This window comes from Oxalicibacterium flavum, from assembly GCF_014635065.1.
Lineage (GTDB): Bacteria > Pseudomonadota > Gammaproteobacteria > Burkholderiales > Burkholderiaceae_D > Oxalicibacterium > Oxalicibacterium flavum.
Map to the genome: position 1 here is coordinate 251,810 of NZ_BMCG01000006.1, position 17,243 is coordinate 269,052.

Below are 17,243 nucleotides of genomic sequence, written 5' to 3' on the forward strand. Positions count from 1 at the left end.
GTTAATAGTAGTTGCCCATCAGCGAGGCGGCCTCGATCAGCAGCAGGACGGCGAACAGCCGCACCATCGCCGCCAGTTCGTTGGCGGCCTTGGAACGGCTGTGCAGCGGTGCGCCCGCTGCGGCATAGAGCGCCGACGCCATCGGGATCAGCGACACCGCGAGGCTGAAGAACAGAGTCTTGAGCACGAAGATCATGGTCACGGCCGGATTGAAGATCTGCCCGACCACGCGCGTATAGCCGGGCAGCGCCCAATGGTTGAAGCCGTAGATCGACAGATAGGTCAGCACCAGCGACAGGATGCAGCTCAATGCCGCCAGCATCAGCACCGAGAACACGCCGGCCACCGCGCGCGGGAAGAATTCGAGCCGCACCGGATCGAGTCCGCGCTGCCGCATCGCATGCAGTTCGCCGCGCGAGCGCATTTCGGACAGCTCCACGCCGTCGGGCAGGGTGCGCCGCAGCGCGACGAACAGCGCTGCCGTCAGCGGAATCAGTTCCAGCACCAGCACGCGCACCACCATTTCCAGCGCATAGCGCGACAGCCCGTAACTCAATGCGGTAACCACCACGATGCGGATCAGAATCAGGCTGACCAGCGCGCTCAGCACCGAAAACCAGATCAGGTTGCCGCTGGTGCCGAGCACGATCTGGTAGGCGGCGGCGCGGCGGTTTTCGCGCCGGTAGCTGGCCGGCGAAAACAGCAGCGAGATCATCATCACGCCGAACAGCAGCGTGCGCCAGCTGCCCAGCAGCCAGCGCTGGATCGCGCGGCCCAGGCGGGAGAGCGGATTGTGGGGCATTGCCTTGACGATCATGTGCGCATGGTAGCAGCGATTGCGGCGGGCCGGCACGGCGGGGCATGGCATTTTGACTTTGCCGCGTCATGGTCGCACACTGCATGTTTTGTCAGGCTTGTCCCTTCATGGATTTCTTCACGCCCGAGCGCTTCGAGCGGCTGCGCACACTCACGCGGGGCGGACGGCCTTTCGTGTTCGACGATGGCGACTTGCGCACCCTGCATTTCGACGAATACGTGGTGCAAAGCGCAATGCGCATTTCCGATCCGTACGCGCTCGTGATTCCCTATACGCAGGCCATGACCGGCTTCGGCGTGTTTCAGCCGCAGCCGGCGCACGTGTTGATGGTCGGCCTCGGCGGCGGTTCGCTCGCCAAGTTCTGCTATCGCCAGTTGCCGCACACGCGCCTTACCGTACTCGAGAACGATGCCGACGTCATCGCGCTGCGCGAGCAGTTCATGCTGCCTCCTGACGACGCGCGCCTGCGTGTGCTGCATGCGGACGCGGCGGATTTCATCGCTACCCAGGACAATGCGACGGCCGAAGTCATCCTGCTCGACGGCTTCGATCAGGAAGGCGGCCCGCCGACGCTGTGTTCGGCCGACTTCTTTGTGCATTGTCGGCGCGTGCTGCCGGAAGGCGGCGTGCTGGTGGCGAACATGGCCGACGAGGAAAACACGATTGCCGGCATGGTGCGCGAAGCGCAGGCGCATTTCGGCCTGGCCTGCATCGGCTGGTTCAAGGTCGGACAGGAAAACAGCCACCTGCTGGTGGCGGTCAAGGACAGCGCGGCGCAGGAGGATGGCAACGGCGCCCATGCGGCGGCGGTGCAGGCCGGCCTGGAACACCTGCGCAGCGAACACGGATTGCAGCTCGTCTATCCGTGCCCGCAGTTGACGCCGTCGGAACGACAGTTGGCGGCCAATCAGCCGCCGGCGCGGTGAGTTGCGTTATCAGGTCCGGTCGCCTTCGCTGCGGCCGATGTCGATCAGCGCCAACCCGCTTTCCGCATCGAAGCTGCGCCGCAGGTAACCCGGGGACTCGGTCAGGATGATTTCCAGCGTGGGTCGCACGTAGGCCTGCAGCAAATGCCCGCCGTGGGCCGTGCCGTCGCGCTTGCCGAACACGGCATGCACATGGATCTTGGGTTCGCCATCCTCGAGCGAGATGTCGCCGATCAGCGACAGCACCTCGACCTGTTCGTTGACGGCGATCTTTTCGTAGTCCTTCTGTTCCCAGTCGAAATAGCCGAGCGTGGCGCTGCTGAAAGCGCCGATCGCCGTGAAGCGGCTGGCGGCCAGTGCGTGGTCCTTGGCGAAACGTTGCAGCAGCGAGATCGCTTCCTCGCCGCTTTCGAAGATCAGGGCATAGGTTTTTTCCGAACCGTCGTTGATGAGTTTGCTGCGCATTGGATTCCTTTCCTGTTCAATGTCGGGAGGCATGGCGGCACACCGCATGCCCGGTCGCGGAGACCCTGCGGCATCGCAGGTTCAGGCCTGTTTCAGCACCAGCGACACGACGCCCAGAAGAATAGCGATGAAAAGGGCTGCGCCGATCAGCGCGGCGATGATCACGTAGACCGGATTGAGCCCGGTCACGTCCTTTTCGTAGTCGCTGCGCCGCCGCAGTCCGATGAAGGACCAGAACACGGCGCCCAGCGTGGCGAAGAAGGACGTCTTCTGCGGCTTGTCGTCGGGTACGTTCTGCATGCCTGCCTCCGCAAGAGGATGGAAGGTTGATTATCCTGGAAACGGTAGTTGGATGCATCCGCCAGTGCCGTGATCGGCGTGCCAGGCAAGACGAGACGACGCGGCGCACTGTCGTGCGCAAGGAGGAGCAACGCCGCCTGGCGTGTCGAGCACGGTGCTGGCGGGTGCATAGCGTGTTCCCCTTGCAGGTGAAAGTGACCGACGCCGCAAAGTCTGTGTTCATGCCGCCTGGCAAAGGAAGGCCAGCGGTCAACTGCTGTTTCCAGGATCATAGACGTCCCGGCGGACAAGCCGCTTTCTGCTGGAATCAGGCGGTCAGCAGCGTCAGCGCGGCGACCAGTTGTTGGCACTCTTCGGGCGTGCCGATGCTGATGCGCAGGTACTGGTCGATGCGCGGATGCTTGAAATGCCGCACGATGATCGCGCGTTCGCGCAGGCCGGCCGCCAGGCTTTCCGCCGAGAAGGCCGGATGGCGTGCAAAGACGAAGTTGGCGCTCGACGGCAGCACGGTGAAACCGAGTTCCTGCAGCGCGCGCGTCATTTCCTCGCGGCTGTCGATGACGGCCTGCACGGTCTGGCGGAAGTAGGCGTCGTCCTGGTAGCTGGCGACCGCACCGGCCGTCGCCAGGCGATCCATCGGATAGGAATTGAAACTGTTCTTGACGCGCTCCATGCCCTCGATCAGCGCCGGATGGCCGACGGCGAAGCCCACGCGCAGGCCGGCCAGCGAGCGCGACTTGGAGAAGGTCCGCACCACCAGCAGGTTCGGATAACGTTGCATGAGCGGCAGCGCCGTTTCGCCGCCGAAATCCACATACGCCTCATCGACCACCACCACCGCCTGCGGCTGCGCCTGCAGCAGTTGTTCGATGGCCGACAGCGGCAGCGGAATGCCGGTCGGCGCGTTCGGGTTGGGGAAGATGATGGCGCCGCATTCGCGGCCGGTGTAGTCGCCGATGTCGATCTTCATCTCGTCGTTCAGCGGCACTTCGACGTAATCAATGCCGAACAGCCGGCAATAGACGGGATAGAAGCTGTAGGTGATGTCCGGGAACAACAGCGGCGATTCGTGCTTGAGCAGCGCCATGAAGACGAAGGCCAGCACCTCGTCGGAACCGTTGCCGACGAAGATTTCATTGGGTTTGACGCCATGGTAATCGGCCAGCGTTTGCTTGAGCTGCGAGGAATCGGGATCGGGATAGAGCCGCAGGGACGCTGCGCTGACGGCCTGCATGGCGGCCGTCACGGCGGGCGAAGGCGGGTAGGGATTCTCGTTGGTATTGAGCTTGATCAGGTTGGTGACCTTGGGCTGTTCTCCCGGCACATAGGGCGTCAGCGTACGCACCAGCGGGCTCCAGAATTGACTCATGCAGGTTCCTTTAAAGACAGACCGCCATTCTATAGCGAGTCCGCACGGGAATGCGCCGGCTGACGTGACGATCGATGTGACGACTGACGCAGCTGTCGTCGGCAGATGCGCCATGACTGCATACGGGCCTTCTGGTAGAGTGCGGGCCATGAGCAAACTGTCCCTCGACCGCATCCTGCAATCGCAGGGATTCGGTACCCGCAAATACTGCCGCAGCCTGATCGAGGATGGCGAAGTCGCCATCGGCGACGAAGTCATCGACAACTATCGCGCCACCTTCGATACCGACGGTCTGGAATTCACCATCTTCGACGAAACCTGGCGCTATCGCGAGCACGTCTATATCGTGCTCAACAAGCCGGCCAACTTCGAATGTTCGCGCAAGCCCAGCCATCATCCGGGCGTGCTCACGCTGCTGCCCGAGCAGTTCACCTGGCGCGATCTGCAACCGGTTGGTCGTCTCGACCATGACACCACCGGCATGCTTCTGATGTCGGACGACGGCCCCTTCATCCACGCGCAAACCTCGCCCAAGCGCCACATTCCCAAGGTCTATGTCGCCGCCACCCACGATCCGGTTACGCCGGAACTGGTGGCGCAGCTACTCGGCGGCGTGCAACTGCACGACGAACCCGCGCCATTGGCAGCACAGACCTGCCGCATGCTGGCACCGCATGAACTGGAGATCGTGCTCGAGCAGGGCAAATACCATCAGGTCAAGCGCATGCTGGCGGCTGCCGGCAACCATTGCGCGGCATTGCGGCGCGTCGCCATCGGCGAACTGACGCTGGAATCGCTGGGGCTGGAGGAGGGTGAGTGGGCTTATCTGGAGCCGGAAAAACTCGCGCTGCTGCGGCCATCATCCGACTAGTTTTTCATGCCGATGCGCGGGTCAGGCATCGGTCTTCCTTCCCCTTGGTTATTGCGCTGCGCCGGGTCATCCGGCGCGCTTTCCCTATTGCGGTTCGCCGCAGCCATCAAATAGTCGTGACGATGATCCGTGACTTTCTGAATACCTGTCAGTCGCCAATTGAATATCTTCCGACATTTCTTCCGAAATCGTCCTATAATGAATTCGCTGCCATGACAGATATCCATTAATGAAATTGTTTTGAAATGTTTCGAGAGGGCGAAAAGGCAGTTGTTTTCATCCTTTCAACATTCATCGATGCCATGAAATCGCGTCCCTTCATTCATCTGTGTCTTTCGCTTCTGCTGCTGTTTGCGCAGCAGTTCGCGTTCGCGGGTGCGCTGGATCATGTGCAGCAAACCGTTTTCGATCATCAATGTTCGGTCGAGGAGGGCGACGCCGCCGATGGCGAGCTTTCCAAGCACCTGCTGATCGACGAGTATGACGATGCTCCGCTGTCCGCCTTCGTCATTCCTCCCGCTCCTTCCCTTGCGGCGCAATCCGTCGCCGTGGCATGCGACCAGTTCTTCCGGATCGCTTCGCCGCATTATTTCTCCCGCGCTCCGCCTCTCGCCTGACGGGTATCCGGCGTTGCCGCGCATGCGCGCCACGCCTTGCGAATCAGATCATCGTCAAAGCGGCATGCAAGATCGTTGAATGATTGTTCGTAGTGCTCCCTGCACGGATATCTGCCCCTCGTAAAACGAATCGAACCGGGCGCTTCTGCCCTGTGTTCTTCAGTTCACGACTTCTTGAGAGGTAGTTGATATGAGCAGCAATCAAACCACGCCCGTGCAAACCGGCAAGGGCTACAAAAACCGCTGGATGCAGCTGGTCATCGGCATCATCTGCATGGGCTTCGTCGCCAACCTGCAATATGGCTGGACGCTTTTCGTCACGCCGATGGACAACGCCCATCACTGGGGCAAGGCCGCGATCCAGCTCGCTTTTTCGATCTTCATCGTGACCGAAACCTGGCTGGTACCGATCGAAGGCTATCTGGTCGATAAATTCGGTCCGCGTCCGGTGGTGGCTGGTGGCGCGATCTGCGCTGGTCTCGGCTGGATCATCTACAGCTTTGCCTCGACGCTGCCGGTGCTGTATGCGGGAGCGATCGTGTCGGGTATCGGCGCAGGCTGTGTCTATGGCACCTGCGTGGGCAATGCGCTGAAATGGTTCCCGGACCGCCGCGGTCTGGCTGCCGGTCTGACGGCTGCCGGCTTCGGCGCCGGTGCTGCGATCACGGTGATCCCGATCGCCAACATGATCCAGTCGGCCGGTTACGAGAAAACCCTGTTCACCTTCGGCATCATCCAGGGCGTGGCGATCTTCGTGCTGTCGATGCTGCTGGTCAAACCGGTTGCGCCGAAAGCGGCGATTGCCAAGGCAGGTACCGCGACCAAGGTTGACTACACGACCGGTCAGATGCTGAAGATGCCGGTGTTCTGGGTGCTGTACGTGATGTTCGTGCTGGTGGCGTCGGGTGGCCTGATGGCAACCGCGCAGCTCGGTCCGATCGCGACCGACTACGGTCTGGCTTCGCTGCCGGTGACGCTGTTCGGCGTGACGCTGCCGCTGCTGACGATGACGCTGTCAATCGACAATGTGGCCAACGGCATCACACGTCCGCTGTGCGGCTTCGTGTCCGACAAGATCGGCCGTGAGAACACGATGTTCATCGTCTTTATCGGCGAAGGTCTGTCGCTGCTCGGTCTGATGATGTGGGGCCACAACATGTATGCCTTCATGGTATTCGCGGCGCTGATCTTCCTGTTCTGGGGCGAGATCTTTTCGATCTTTCCTGCGACCTGTGCCGATATCTTCGGCTCCAAGTTCGCGGCCGGTAACTCGGGTACGCTCTATACGGCAAAAGGTACGGCTGCCTTGCTGGTGCCGCTGGCGTCGCTGCTGGCAGTTGACGGTGGATGGAGCCGTGTATTCGTGGTGGCGGCTGTCATCACGATCTTCGCCGGTGTGTCGGCCAAGCTGATCCTGGGTCCGATGCGCAAGCGTCTGCTGACGAAGGAAGCCGGCATGCTGGACGTTCAGGAAGAGGCCAAGCGCGTCACGGCCTGATCGTTGTCGTCATCTTCCCGCCGCAGGAAAGGCGGGGAGGCTAACAAAAAAGCGAGCCATCGGCTCGCTTTTTTCATTCAGGCTTCTGTTCAAGGCAGCACGGTCACGCGATCGACTTCGAACTCGCTCTTGCGCAGGCCCTTGTCGAACTCGCCCAGCAGTTCCACGCGGGTTTCGGCATTCACGGTCTGGCTGCTCGGGAAATCCTCGTTGTCGATCTCCGCGGTAATGCGGCCGGTGGCGTCCTCGAAGGTGTAGCGTTCGCCGCCGTCGTGCGAGACGATGCGGCCTTGCAGGCGGGCCGGCTGATCGTCGCGGCCGTCGTCGAGCAACTGCTTGACCGTCATCAGCGGCACGCTGCTGGGACCCGAATAGGCATTCTGTGCTGCCGCCTTGGGCGCGCTGCTGGGGCCGACATAGCCGGAAGATTGAGCAACGGCGACAGTGCTGCCCAGTGCCAGAAGGGCGACGGCAGCCAGGGTAGTTGCGGTATGGCGCATGATTTGACTCCTTTTTTGTTTGCGAAAGAAGCTCCGCAACGATGCGGAACAATTGCATTGGACAACTTGAATCTGAAGACAATCTGATGCGTCTTCAATTGGCGGGAAAGTCCAGTACCACGCTCAGCCCGCGACCGTCGAGGCCGTCTTCGAAGTGCAAGGAAGCGCCATGCAGCGCTGCAATACGCGCGACGATGGACAATCCCAGGCCATTGCCGGTCTGTCCGGTTCCCAGCACCCGGAAGAAGCGTTCGCCAAGACGAGCTCTTTGCTCGGATGGGACGCCCATGCCGTCGTCGCGAATCGCCAGGCGCGTGCCGCCTTGCGGCAGGGGCGCGGACTCGATGCGCACCCGGCCGTTTCTGTGACCGTAGCGCACGGCATTGTCGATCAGGTTGCGCAGCGCGCTGGACAGCAACGCCGGTGCGGCTTTCATCTGCGGCACTGCGAGCGCGCGTTCGATGCGCATGTGCGGGGCGAGGGTTTCCAGGTCCAGTTCGTCGAGCACGGCGTTCAGGTCCACTGTCTCCTGCGCGGGTGCAGCGGCCTGGGGTTCCAGTCGGGCCAGCGCCAGCAGGCTTTCCACCAGCGTGGTGCAGCGATCCAGGTCGGCGCGCAGCTGCTGCAGGTGGGCGGTCGGCAGTGTCAGTTCGCGCTCGATGAGTTGCACACGCATGCGCAGGGCGGCCAGCGGAGTGCGCAGTTCGTGCGCGGCGTCGGCCGTGAAGCGGCGTTCGCTGTCGAGCGCGATGGCGAGTCGTGCCAGCAGCGCATTGAGCGCATCGAGAATCGTCTGAAGTTCGCGCGGAGCGTCCGGCGTCTGTACCGGCATCAGGTCGTGCGGCGACTTTGCATTGATGCGGCGCACGGCATCTTCGAGCGGTTGCAGCAGGCGCCGGATAAGGAGCCAGCTCAGTAGTCCCAGCATCACCAGCAGGCCCAGCGCGGGCCAGACCAGCTTCTCCGCCATATCCTCCAGTAGTTCCATGCGCTCTTCCATCGGCTGCGCCACCTGCGCCGTGATGCCGCCCGGCGCAGGACGCACGTGCACGCGCCAGAATTCGTCCGCGGCCCAGACCGTGACTGTTTTTTCGTGTTGCACGCCGGACAGGAAGGCGGCCTCCGGCGTGTCGTCGCCGCGCGCGAGCACGCGGCCGTCGGGCGCCACGATCTGGTAGTACATGCGCAGCCTCAATGCGTCGCCACGCCCGGCGCGCGGGCTGAGCGCCTCGCCGGCGACGGATTCGCCCTGCGCGGTCAACTGCAACACGAGGTGCGAACCTTCTTCCAGCGCATCGTCGAAGACATCGCTGGTGGCAAACCAGGCCACGCCGACCACGATGGAAAGGCTGATCAGCCAGAGCCCGATGCTGGTGCCCATCACCGCCAGCAGCAGGCGCCGCCGCAGCGACCAGTTCGCACGTGACGCAGGCGAGTCGGCCGGTTTCGACCGGCGTCCGGTCGGGCGCCATTGCGGGATTTTCATGCGGGAGCCAGTCCGTAGCCCTGATTGCGCACCGTCACGATGAAACGGTTGCCGAGCTTCTTGCGCAGGTTGTAGATGTGGACCTCGATGGCATTGCTTTCGACTTCTTCGCCCCATCCGTACAGGGCTTCTTCCAGTTGCGCGCGACTGAGGATATGGGTGGGATGGCGCATCAGGGCCTGCAGGACGGTGAATTCGCGCGCGGTGAGAGGCAGCGGTTCGCCGTCCAGGGTCACGCGTTTGGCGGCCGGGTCGAGTACCACCGCGCCGTGGCGCAATTCGGGACTGTGCTGCGTCGTACCGCGGCGCAATGCGGCGCGTACACGAGCGGACAGTTCCTCCAGGTCGAAGGGTTTGATCAGATAGTCGTCGGCGCCCAGGTCCAGGCCCTGGATGCGGTCGGCCAGCGTGTCGCGTGCCGTGATGACGATCACCGGCAGACGGGGATGGAGTGCGCCGGCGGCGCGCAAGGCCGTCAATACGGCATCGCCGTCGAGACCGGGCAGCCCGCGGTCCAGCAGCACACACTGGTAGTCATGCGTTGCCAGCGCGGCAGCGGCCTGATCGCCGCGTTGCAGCCAGTCCACCGCATAGCCGTCCATCTGCAGCCACGATTGCAGCGAGCTGCCCAGCGACGGGTCGTCTTCGATGAGGAGAATGCGCATACGGAGGAGTTTATGGCAGAAAGATGAAGCGGAACTGATGCGGGCACCGGCTGCAAATCTGGCTGCAATACGGACGGCAGGCGCCATGCAGCCGGTTTCTGTTTTATCCGACCGTGACTTCAGCTTCCGAAAAATCCGAACAGGCCATCGCGTTCGAAACGCAGGTCCTGCCCATTCTGCATGAGCCGGACGATGCCGGCATGGTCGAAATGGACGTGCATGATGGAATTCCATGCACCTGCTTCCTTGTATGGATAGCTCCAGACTTCGAGTTGCTGGCGTGGCAGATACGAGGTTTCGGCAGGATGGCCGACGGTGCGCAGCACGTCGTCGCGGGTGGCGACATTGACCTGAATCTGCGCAAATTTCTCGACGGTCAGTACCTGTTCGTAGGAAACAAGTCTTCCATCCGGGCCGAAACGCGCCAGATGCGTGGCCTGGCCCCAGGGATTGCGGTTGTATTCGAGCAGGTAGCCGGCATTGTCCGGAATACGGGCCGTTGGCGTGCCGAGCTGCGCCACGACCTGCTGTTCCGTTTCGCCGATTTGCAGTGTCGCCGGTTGCCAACTCGCGCAGCCGCCAACGGCCGCCAACAGGGCGGTTGTTGCCAGGAAACGAAGGAGGGCAGGCATTTTTTGATCGATTTTCAACATTTTTGGCAGAAACCGTACAGGATGTTTGAAGGGGACGGGCATTTCCGCTATACTCCGGCCTTGGTCATTTTTTGACCAAATCCCTTAATTGTTGTTCACGATGTACCGGGGTTGCGACTCCGCGCATCGCATGTGAAAGGTTTTACCATGTCGCTCGAAAAATCCAGCAAGGCAGCCATCGTTGCCGACAACGCCCGCAGCCAGAACGATACCGGCTCGCCGGAAGTGCAGGTTGCCCTGTTGACCGCACGCATCAACGACCTCAACGGTCACTTCAAGGAACACTCGAAGGATCATCACTCCCGCCGCGGTCTGATCATGATGGTCAATCGTCGCAAGAGCCTGCTTGCCTACCTGAAGAACAAGGATCTGAATCGCTACCGCGATCTGATCGCCAAGCTCGGTCTGCGCAAGTAAGTCGTTGCAGCATTCTATCCCGCTTTACTGAAATGCCTGCGTCAGTCCGCTGATGCGGGCATTTTGTTTTTTGCAGTTTGGCATCAGCAGCACGTGTCACAACAATCACCACGGCAGGATCGAAGTGGAGCAGGAGATAAAAACGATGCCGGTTTTTGCATCGTTGCGGTGAGGTGAACGACAGCTCCTGAAAATCTGTCGGCAAATCAGAAAGGAACATCCGTGTTTAATAAAGTCACCAAAACTTTCCAGTACGGTCAGCATCAGGTCACGCTCGAGACCGGCGAGATTGCCCGTCAGGCATCCGGCGCCGTCCTCGTCTCGATCGAAGACACCGTCGTGCTGGCAACCGTGGTCGCCAAGAAGGACGCCAAGCCGGGCCAGGACTTCTTCCCGCTGACCGTCGATTACGTTGAAAAAGCCTATGCCGCCGGCCGTATTCCCGGTGGTTTCTTCAAGCGCGAAGGCCGTCCGTCGGAGAAGGAAACGCTGACCTCGCGCCTGATCGATCGTCCGATCCGTCCGCTGTTCCCGGAAGGCTATCTGAACGAAGTGCAGATCATCGTGCACGTGCTGTCGGTCAATCCCGAGATCGATCCGGACATCGCCTCGATGATCGGTGCCTCGGCTGCGCTGGCCGTGTCCGGCATTCCATTCGCCGGCCCGATCGGCGCTGCGCGCGTCGGTTACATCGATGGCCAGTACGTGCTGAACCCGACCGCCTCGCAACTGACCAAGTCGCAGATGGATCTGGTCGTGGCCGGTACCGAGCGTGCCGTGCTGATGGTCGAATCCGAAGCGCAGCAACTGTCGGAAGAAGTCATGCTGGGCGCCGTGGTCTATGGCCACGAACAGATGAAGGCCGTCATCGACGCCATCCATGAGCTGGTGCGCGACGGCGGCAAGCCGGAAGTGCAGTGGAGCCCGGCACCTAAGAACGAAGCGCTGATCTCGCGCGTCGCCCACTTCGCCGAAGCCAAGCTGCGCACCGCCTACCAGGTCAAGGACAAGCAGGCGCGTACCGCCAAGCTCAAGGAAGTCAGCGCCGAGGTCAATGCCGAACTGGCAGCCGAAGCGGCATCGATTGGCGGCGAAGTGCCGGACGGCGTTGAAGTCGGCAACATCCTGTTCGACCTCGAAGCCAAGATCGTCCGTTCGCAGATCCTCGAAGGCGAGCCGCGTATCGACGGCCGCGACACGCGCACCGTGCGTCCGATCTCGATCCGTACCGGCGTTCTGCCGCGTACCCACGGTTCGGCCCTGTTCACCCGCGGCGAAACGCAGGCGCTGGTGGTTGCCACGCTGGGCACCGCGCGCGACGAGCAGAAGATCGATGCGCTGATGGGCGAGTATTCGGACCGCTTCATGATGCACTACAACATGCCTCCGTTCGCCACCGGCGAAACCGGCCGTGTCGGCACGCCGAAGCGCCGCGAGATCGGCCACGGCCGTCTGGCCAAGCGCGCACTGGTTGCCGCGCTGCCGACGCCGGAAGAGTTCAGCTACTCGGTGCGGCTGGTGTCGGAAATCACCGAATCCAATGGTTCGTCGTCGATGGCTTCGGTCTGCGGCGGCTGCCTGGCATTGATGGACGCCGGTGTGCCGATGCAATCGCATGTGGCCGGCATCGCCATGGGCCTGATCAAGGAAGGCAACAAGTTCGCCGTCCTGAGCGACATTCTCGGCGATGAAGACCATCTCGGCGACATGGACTTCAAGGTGGCGGGTACCGCCAACGGCATCACCGCGCTGCAGATGGACATCAAGATCCAGGGCATCACCAAGGAAATCATGCAGGTCGCACTGGCGCAGGCCAAGGAAGGCCGCGTGCACATCCTCGGCGAGATGGAAAAAGCCGTGCCGAGCGGCACGCGTGGTGAGCTGTCGGACTTTGCGCCGCGCCTGATCACGATCAAGATCAATCCGGAAAAGATCCGTGACGTGATCGGCAAGGGCGGTGCGGTGATCCGCGCGCTGACCGAGGAAACCGGCACCCAGATCGACATCAGCGACGAAGGCGTGGTCACCATCGCTTCGGTGGACGCTGCCGCCGGCCAGGAAGCCAAGCGCCGCATCGAGGAACTGACGGCTTCGGTCGAAGTCGGCAAGGTCTATGAAGGCACCGTGCTCAAGCTGCTCGATTTCGGTGCCATCGTGCAAGTGATCCCGGGCAAGGACGGTCTGCTGCACATCAGCCAGATCGCCAACGAGCGTGTCAACGCCGTGGCCGACTACCTGAAGGAAGGCCAGCAGGTGCGCGTGAAGGTTCTCGAAACCGACGACCGTGGTCGCCTGAAGCTGTCGATGAAGGCAGCTGCTGCCGAGGAAGGCGCGGAACCCGCCGCTGCCCCTGCCCAGGAATAAGGGCATCGTCCTTCGCCAGAACCGCCCGACGCGCAAGCCGAGGGCGGTTTTTCTTTGCGGGAACGATGGCTTCGTTTGACCATGCTCTGTGCAGCGGGCTAGAATAGCGGGTTAATGAATTTCTGGATTACTTATGCGCCGCAAACTCGTCGCAGGCAACTGGAAAATGAATGGCAGTCTGGCCACCAACGCGGCCTTGCTGGAGCAGGTCAAGGCCGATTGCGCAAACAGTGCCTGTGAGGTCGCAGTCTGCGTGCCGGCGCCTTACCTCGCGCAGTGCCAGGCACTGCTCGCCGGTAGCCATGTGGCGCTCGGTGCGCAGGATGTCTCGATGCACGCAGCGGGTGCCTATACCGGCGAAGTCTCGGCGGCGATGCTGCTGGAATTCGGTTGCCGTTACGTGATCGTCGGCCATTCCGAGCGGCGCGCCTATTTCGGCGAAAGCGACGAGCTGACGGCCAGCAAGGCGGCACGCGCGGTCGCGGCGGGTCTTGTTCCCATCGTCTGTGTTGGTGAAACGTTGGAGCAGCGCGAAGCGGGGCAGACGGATGCCGTGATCGGTGCGCAGATCGACGCGGTGCTGGCCGGTCTGCCGCAGGGCGGTCTGAGCGGGATTGTTGTAGCATACGAGCCGGTTTGGGCCATCGGCACCGGCCGCACGGCAACGCCGGAAATGGCGCAGGAAGTCCATGCGATGTTGCGTCAGCGCATGCGCGCGGTGGATCAGAAGGCGGTCGAAACGGTACGTATCTTGTACGGCGGCAGCATGAAGCCGGATAACGCCGCCGAGTTGCTGGCGATGCCGGATATCGACGGCGGACTGGTTGGCGGTGCGGCATTGAAGGCCGCGGATTTTTTCGGGATCGTCTGCAAATCCTGAAGCGAACACTGAAGTTTTTACGATTATCTAGAACTGGAAATTAATTAAATGAATAGCATGCATACCCTCATCGTCGTCCTGCAGGTGCTGTCGGCATTGGCGATCATTGGCCTGGTGCTGTTGCAGCATGGTAAAGGTGCCGACATGGGCGCATCGTTCGGCTCGGGTGCCTCGGGCAGCCTGTTCGGTGCGACGGGTTCTTCCAATTTCCTGTCGAAGATGACCGCGCTGGCCGCCGTCATCTTTTTTTGCGCCACCTTGGGCCTGGCGTTTGTAAGCAATGGTCCGGTGCAGAGCGGTGGCGGCGTGATGGAAAATGCGCCTGTTTCCGAGGTGCCGGGGGCGGTGCCTGCGGTTCCGGCTGCGCCTGCCGAAGCGCCTGTTGCTCCTGCCGGTGCGGACCGTGCGAATGAAGTCCCGAAATAAAGTTGTGTTCTTCTATTTTGGTGCGATTGCACATTGAATAAAAGCATCAAAGCAGGTTAAAATAGAAGTCTTGCCGACGTGGTGAAATTGGTAGACACGCTATCTTGAGGGGGTAGTGGCGCAAGCTGTGCGAGTTCGAGTCTCGCCGTCGGCACCAAAAAATTAAAGGGCCAGCAAGGGTAAGTCCAAGCTGGCTTTTTATCGACGAGCCTGTCACGGGTTACGTCAAACAAGTATTTTTGCGAAATTTGCCAACCGCTTAGCCAATATACTGTCATCGTGAATCTCGAAAACTATTTCCCCGTTCTGCTTTTCATACTGGTTGGCATCGGTGTCGGTGTGGTGCCCCAGGTCCTCGGCCGTGTTCTGGCTCCCTACAATCCGGATGCTCAAAAGCTGTCTCCTTACGAATGCGGCTTCGAAGCATTCGAGGACGCGCGCATGAAGTTCGATGTGCGCTATTACCTGGTTGCGATTCTTTTCATTCTGTTCGACCTTGAAGTTGCCTTCCTCGTTCCGTGGGCTGTGGCGATGCACGATGTCGGTATGTTGGGATTCTGGGCGATGATGATTTTCCTTGGTGTGCTGACCCTCGGTCTGGTATTCGAATGGAAAAAAGGCGCGCTGGATTGGGAGTAAGTCATGGCAATTGAAGGCGTATTGAACGAAGGTTTCATCACCACCACGGCTGACAAGCTGCTCAACTGGACCCGTACCGGCTCGCTGTGGCCAATGACATTCGGTCTGGCGTGCTGTGCGGTGGAGATGATGCATGCGGGTGCTGCCCGTTACGATCTGGACCGTTTCGGTATCGTGTTCCGGCCGTCGCCGCGTCAGTCCGACGTGATGATCGTGGCCGGCACGCTGTGCAACAAGATGGCGCCGGCGCTGCGCAAGGTCTATGACCAGATGGCCGAGCCGCGCTGGGTGATCTCGATGGGCTCGTGCGCCAACGGCGGCGGCTACTACCACTATTCGTATTCGGTCGTGCGCGGTTGCGACCGCATCGTGCCGGTCGATGTCTATGTGCCAGGCTGTCCTCCAACTGCCGAGGCGCTGTTGTACGGCATTCTGCAATTGCAGAACAAGATTCGCCGCACCTACACGATTGCACGCTAAGAATTGCGGCCAGCCATTATGACGACCAAACTTGATTCTCTGGAAGCAGCCCTGCGCAACGCGCTCGGCGATCAGCTTCAAAACCTGACTGTGGCACTCGGTGAAGTGACCATCGTCGTCAAAGCCAGCGATTATTTGTCTGCCATGCGCGTCCTGCGCGACCATGCCGATCTGCGTTTTGAGGAACTCATCGATCTGTGCGGCGTGGATTACTCGACCTACGGCGACGGCGTGTGGGAAGGTCCGCGTTTCGCCGTGGTCTCGCATCTGCTGTCGATCTCGCACAACTGGCGTCTGCGCGTGCGTGTATTTGCGCCTGACGATGATATGCCGGTGGTGGCCTCGGTGATCGATATCTGGCCATCGGCCAACTGGTACGAGCGCGAGGCATTCGACTTCTACGGCATTCTGTTCGAAGGTCACAACGACCTGCGCCGCATCCTGACCGACTACGGCTTCATCGGCCATCCGTTCCGCAAGGACTTCCCGGTGTCGGGCTATGTCGAGATGCGCTACGACCCTGAACAGAAGCGCGTGATTTACCAGCCGGTCACGATCGAGCCGCGTGAAAACGTGCCGCGCGTGATTCGCGAAGAACAGTACGGGATGAAATAATGGCTGAGATCAAGAATTACACCCTGAACTTCGGTCCTCAGCACCCGGCAGCGCACGGCGTGCTGCGCCTGGTTCTGGAGTTGGACGGCGAGGTCATTCAGCGCGCCGATCCGCATATCGGCCTGCTGCACCGTGCCACCGAAAAGCTGGCAGAGCAAAAAACCTATCTGCAGTCCGTGCCGTACATGGATCGTCTCGACTACGTGTCGATGATGTGCAACGAGCACGGCTACGTGATGGCGATCGAGCGTCTGCTCGGTGTCGAAGTGCCGTTGCGCGCCCAGTACATCCGCGTGATGTTCGACGAGATCACCCGCATCCTGAATCACTTGATGTGGATCGGCGCGCACGCGCTCGACGTTGGCGCGATGGCGGTGTTCCTGTATGCCTTCCGCGAGCGCGAAGACCTGATGGACTGCTACGAGGCCGTTTCCGGCGCGCGCATGCATGCTGCCTACTATCGTCCGGGCGGCGTCTATCGCGATCTGCCGGACACCATGCCGCAGCACAAGGCATCGGTGGTGCGCAATGCCAAGGCGATCAAGCAGCTCAACGAAAACCGTCAGGGTTCGCTGCTCGACTTCATCGAAGACTTCACCAACCGTTTCCCGACCTACGTCGACGAGTACGAAACGCTGCTGACCGACAACCGTATCTGGAAGCAGCGTCTGGTCGGAGTCGGCGTGGTTTCGCCGGAACGTGCCAAGGCGATGGGCTTTACCGGTCCGATGCTGCGCGGTTCGGGCATCGAATGGGATCTGCGCAAGAACCAGCCGTACGAAGTTTATGACCTGATGGATTTCGACATCCCGGTCGGCACCAACGGTGACTGCTACGACCGTTATCTGGTCCGCGTGGAAGAAATGCGTCAGTCCAACCGCATCATCAAGCAGTGCATCGAATGGCTGCGCAACAATGCGGGTCCGGTCATGACCGACAACCACAAGGTGGCGCCGCCATCGCGCGTTGGCATGAAGTCGAACATGGAAGACCTGATTCACCACTTCAAACTCTTTACCGAGGGCTTCCATGTGCCGCCTGGTGAAGCGTATGCGGCAGTGGAACATCCGAAGGGCGAGTTCGGCGTGTATCTGATTTCCGATGGCGCCAACAAGCCGTATCGCATGAAGATCCGCGCTCCCGGCTTTGCGCATCTGCAAGGCATGGACGAGATGTCCAAAGGGCATATGCTGGCCGATGCCGTGACCATCATCGGTACGCAGGATATTGTGTTTGGTGAGATTGACCGCTGATC

20 protein-coding genes and 1 tRNA gene are annotated in these 17,243 nt (G+C 61.1%); 12 read left to right on the top strand and 9 right to left on the bottom strand.

All coding sequences use genetic code 11. The features are described from left to right. Position 1: 1 nt before the first annotated feature. Positions 2-817: an MlaE family ABC transporter permease gene (locus tag IEV38_RS14970; RefSeq protein ID WP_188397583.1), complete on the bottom strand. Its 816-nt coding sequence runs from the start codon at positions 815-817 to the stop codon at positions 2-4. A 107-nt stretch (positions 818-924) separates the two neighbouring features. On the opposite strand from IEV38_RS14970, the gene IEV38_RS14975 reads away from it, so the two are divergent. After that, positions 925-1,743, top strand: a complete 819-nt coding sequence (locus IEV38_RS14975) for a fused MFS/spermidine synthase (protein WP_188397482.1) — start codon at positions 925-927, stop codon at positions 1,741-1,743. A 9-nt stretch (positions 1,744-1,752) separates the two neighbouring features. Here the strand turns inward: IEV38_RS14975 and IEV38_RS14980 are convergent, their stop codons facing one another. The 3 genes from IEV38_RS14980 to hisC form a co-directional block, all read right to left on the bottom strand. Continuing rightward, positions 1,753-2,208 carry a PPC domain-containing DNA-binding protein gene (locus IEV38_RS14980; RefSeq protein WP_188397484.1) on the bottom strand — a complete coding sequence of 152 codons (456 nt, stop codon included), beginning with the start codon at positions 2,206-2,208 and terminating at the stop codon, positions 1,753-1,755. A gap of 81 nt (positions 2,209-2,289) precedes the next feature. After that, complete coding sequence (locus IEV38_RS14985; protein ID WP_188397486.1) at positions 2,290-2,508, bottom strand: DUF2970 domain-containing protein; 219 nt, start codon at positions 2,506-2,508, stop codon at positions 2,290-2,292. Positions 2,509-2,815: 307 nt separating this feature from the next. Next, positions 2,816-3,877, bottom strand: coding sequence for a histidinol-phosphate transaminase (gene hisC / locus IEV38_RS14990; protein ID WP_188397488.1), 1,062 nt, complete (start codon positions 3,875-3,877; stop codon positions 2,816-2,818). A gap of 148 nt (positions 3,878-4,025) precedes the next feature. On the opposite strand from hisC, the gene IEV38_RS14995 reads away from it, so the two are divergent. Next, positions 4,026-4,748: a pseudouridine synthase gene (locus IEV38_RS14995; protein ID WP_188397491.1), complete on the top strand. Its 723-nt coding sequence runs from the start codon at positions 4,026-4,028 to the stop codon at positions 4,746-4,748. Between the two features lie 284 nt (positions 4,749-5,032). Here IEV38_RS14995 and IEV38_RS15000 read toward each other — a convergent pair whose 3' ends face one another. Next, positions 5,033-5,389 (bottom strand): hypothetical protein, encoded by a 357-nt coding sequence (locus IEV38_RS15000; protein ID WP_188397493.1) that lies wholly within the window; start codon positions 5,387-5,389, stop codon positions 5,033-5,035. Positions 5,390-5,555: 166 nt separating this feature from the next. Between IEV38_RS15000 and oxlT the strand changes: the two genes are divergently transcribed. After that, positions 5,556-6,863 carry an oxalate/formate MFS antiporter gene (gene oxlT / locus IEV38_RS15005; protein WP_188397495.1) on the top strand — a complete coding sequence of 436 codons (1,308 nt, stop codon included), beginning with the start codon at positions 5,556-5,558 and terminating at the stop codon, positions 6,861-6,863. A gap of 89 nt (positions 6,864-6,952) precedes the next feature. On the opposite strand, the gene IEV38_RS15010 is transcribed toward oxlT, so the two are convergent. From IEV38_RS15010 to IEV38_RS15025, 4 genes are all read right to left on the bottom strand, one after another. Continuing rightward, positions 6,953-7,363, bottom strand: a complete 411-nt coding sequence (locus IEV38_RS15010) for a YgiW/YdeI family stress tolerance OB fold protein (RefSeq protein ID WP_188397497.1) — start codon at positions 7,361-7,363, stop codon at positions 6,953-6,955. Positions 7,364-7,457: 94 nt separating this feature from the next. Beyond that, positions 7,458-8,849, bottom strand: coding sequence for a sensor histidine kinase (locus tag IEV38_RS15015; protein ID WP_188397499.1), 1,392 nt, complete (start codon positions 8,847-8,849; stop codon positions 7,458-7,460). Then, complete coding sequence (locus IEV38_RS15020) at positions 8,846-9,514, bottom strand: response regulator transcription factor (protein ID WP_188397502.1); 669 nt, start codon at positions 9,512-9,514, stop codon at positions 8,846-8,848. Before IEV38_RS15020 ends, IEV38_RS15015 begins: the two co-directional genes overlap by 4 nt. 119 nt (positions 9,515-9,633) lie before the next feature. After that, positions 9,634-10,146 carry a hypothetical protein gene (locus IEV38_RS15025; RefSeq protein WP_188397504.1) on the bottom strand — a complete coding sequence of 171 codons (513 nt, stop codon included), beginning with the start codon at positions 10,144-10,146 and terminating at the stop codon, positions 9,634-9,636. A gap of 168 nt (positions 10,147-10,314) precedes the next feature. On the opposite strand from IEV38_RS15025, the gene rpsO reads away from it, so the two are divergent. From rpsO to IEV38_RS15070, 9 genes are all read left to right on the top strand, one after another. Next, positions 10,315-10,584 (top strand): 30S ribosomal protein S15, encoded by a 270-nt coding sequence (rpsO, locus tag IEV38_RS15030; RefSeq protein ID WP_188397506.1) that lies wholly within the window; start codon positions 10,315-10,317, stop codon positions 10,582-10,584. 222 nt (positions 10,585-10,806) lie between these two features. Continuing rightward, the gene (gene pnp, locus IEV38_RS15035) at positions 10,807-12,948 is read left to right on the top strand and encodes a polyribonucleotide nucleotidyltransferase (protein ID WP_188397511.1); all 2,142 of its coding nucleotides are present in this window, start codon (positions 10,807-10,809) and stop codon (positions 12,946-12,948) included. A 133-nt stretch (positions 12,949-13,081) separates the two neighbouring features. Next, complete coding sequence (gene tpiA, locus IEV38_RS15040; RefSeq protein WP_188397512.1) at positions 13,082-13,828, top strand: triose-phosphate isomerase; 747 nt, start codon at positions 13,082-13,084, stop codon at positions 13,826-13,828. A 48-nt stretch (positions 13,829-13,876) separates the two neighbouring features. Beyond that, positions 13,877-14,254 (top strand): preprotein translocase subunit SecG, encoded by a 378-nt coding sequence (secG, locus tag IEV38_RS15045; RefSeq protein ID WP_188397514.1) that lies wholly within the window; start codon positions 13,877-13,879, stop codon positions 14,252-14,254. A gap of 72 nt (positions 14,255-14,326) precedes the next feature. After that, a tRNA-Leu gene (locus IEV38_RS15050) sits at positions 14,327-14,411 on the top strand. A gap of 122 nt (positions 14,412-14,533) precedes the next feature. Further along, positions 14,534-14,893: an NADH-quinone oxidoreductase subunit A gene (locus IEV38_RS15055; RefSeq protein ID WP_188397516.1), complete on the top strand. Its 360-nt coding sequence runs from the start codon at positions 14,534-14,536 to the stop codon at positions 14,891-14,893. A gap of 3 nt (positions 14,894-14,896) precedes the next feature. Then, positions 14,897-15,373: a NuoB/complex I 20 kDa subunit family protein gene (locus tag IEV38_RS15060; RefSeq protein ID WP_188397518.1), complete on the top strand. Its 477-nt coding sequence runs from the start codon at positions 14,897-14,899 to the stop codon at positions 15,371-15,373. 18 nt (positions 15,374-15,391) lie between these two features. After that, entirely contained in the window at positions 15,392-15,988 is a 597-nt protein-coding gene (locus tag IEV38_RS15065; RefSeq protein ID WP_188397520.1) for an NADH-quinone oxidoreductase subunit C, read from the top strand. Further along, on the top strand, positions 15,988-17,241 hold the full coding sequence (locus tag IEV38_RS15070; protein WP_188397522.1) for an NADH-quinone oxidoreductase subunit D: 1,254 nt from the start codon (positions 15,988-15,990) through the stop codon (positions 17,239-17,241). The genes IEV38_RS15065 and IEV38_RS15070 overlap by 1 nt, the downstream gene beginning before the upstream one ends. The last annotated feature ends 2 nt before the right edge of the window (positions 17,242-17,243 follow it).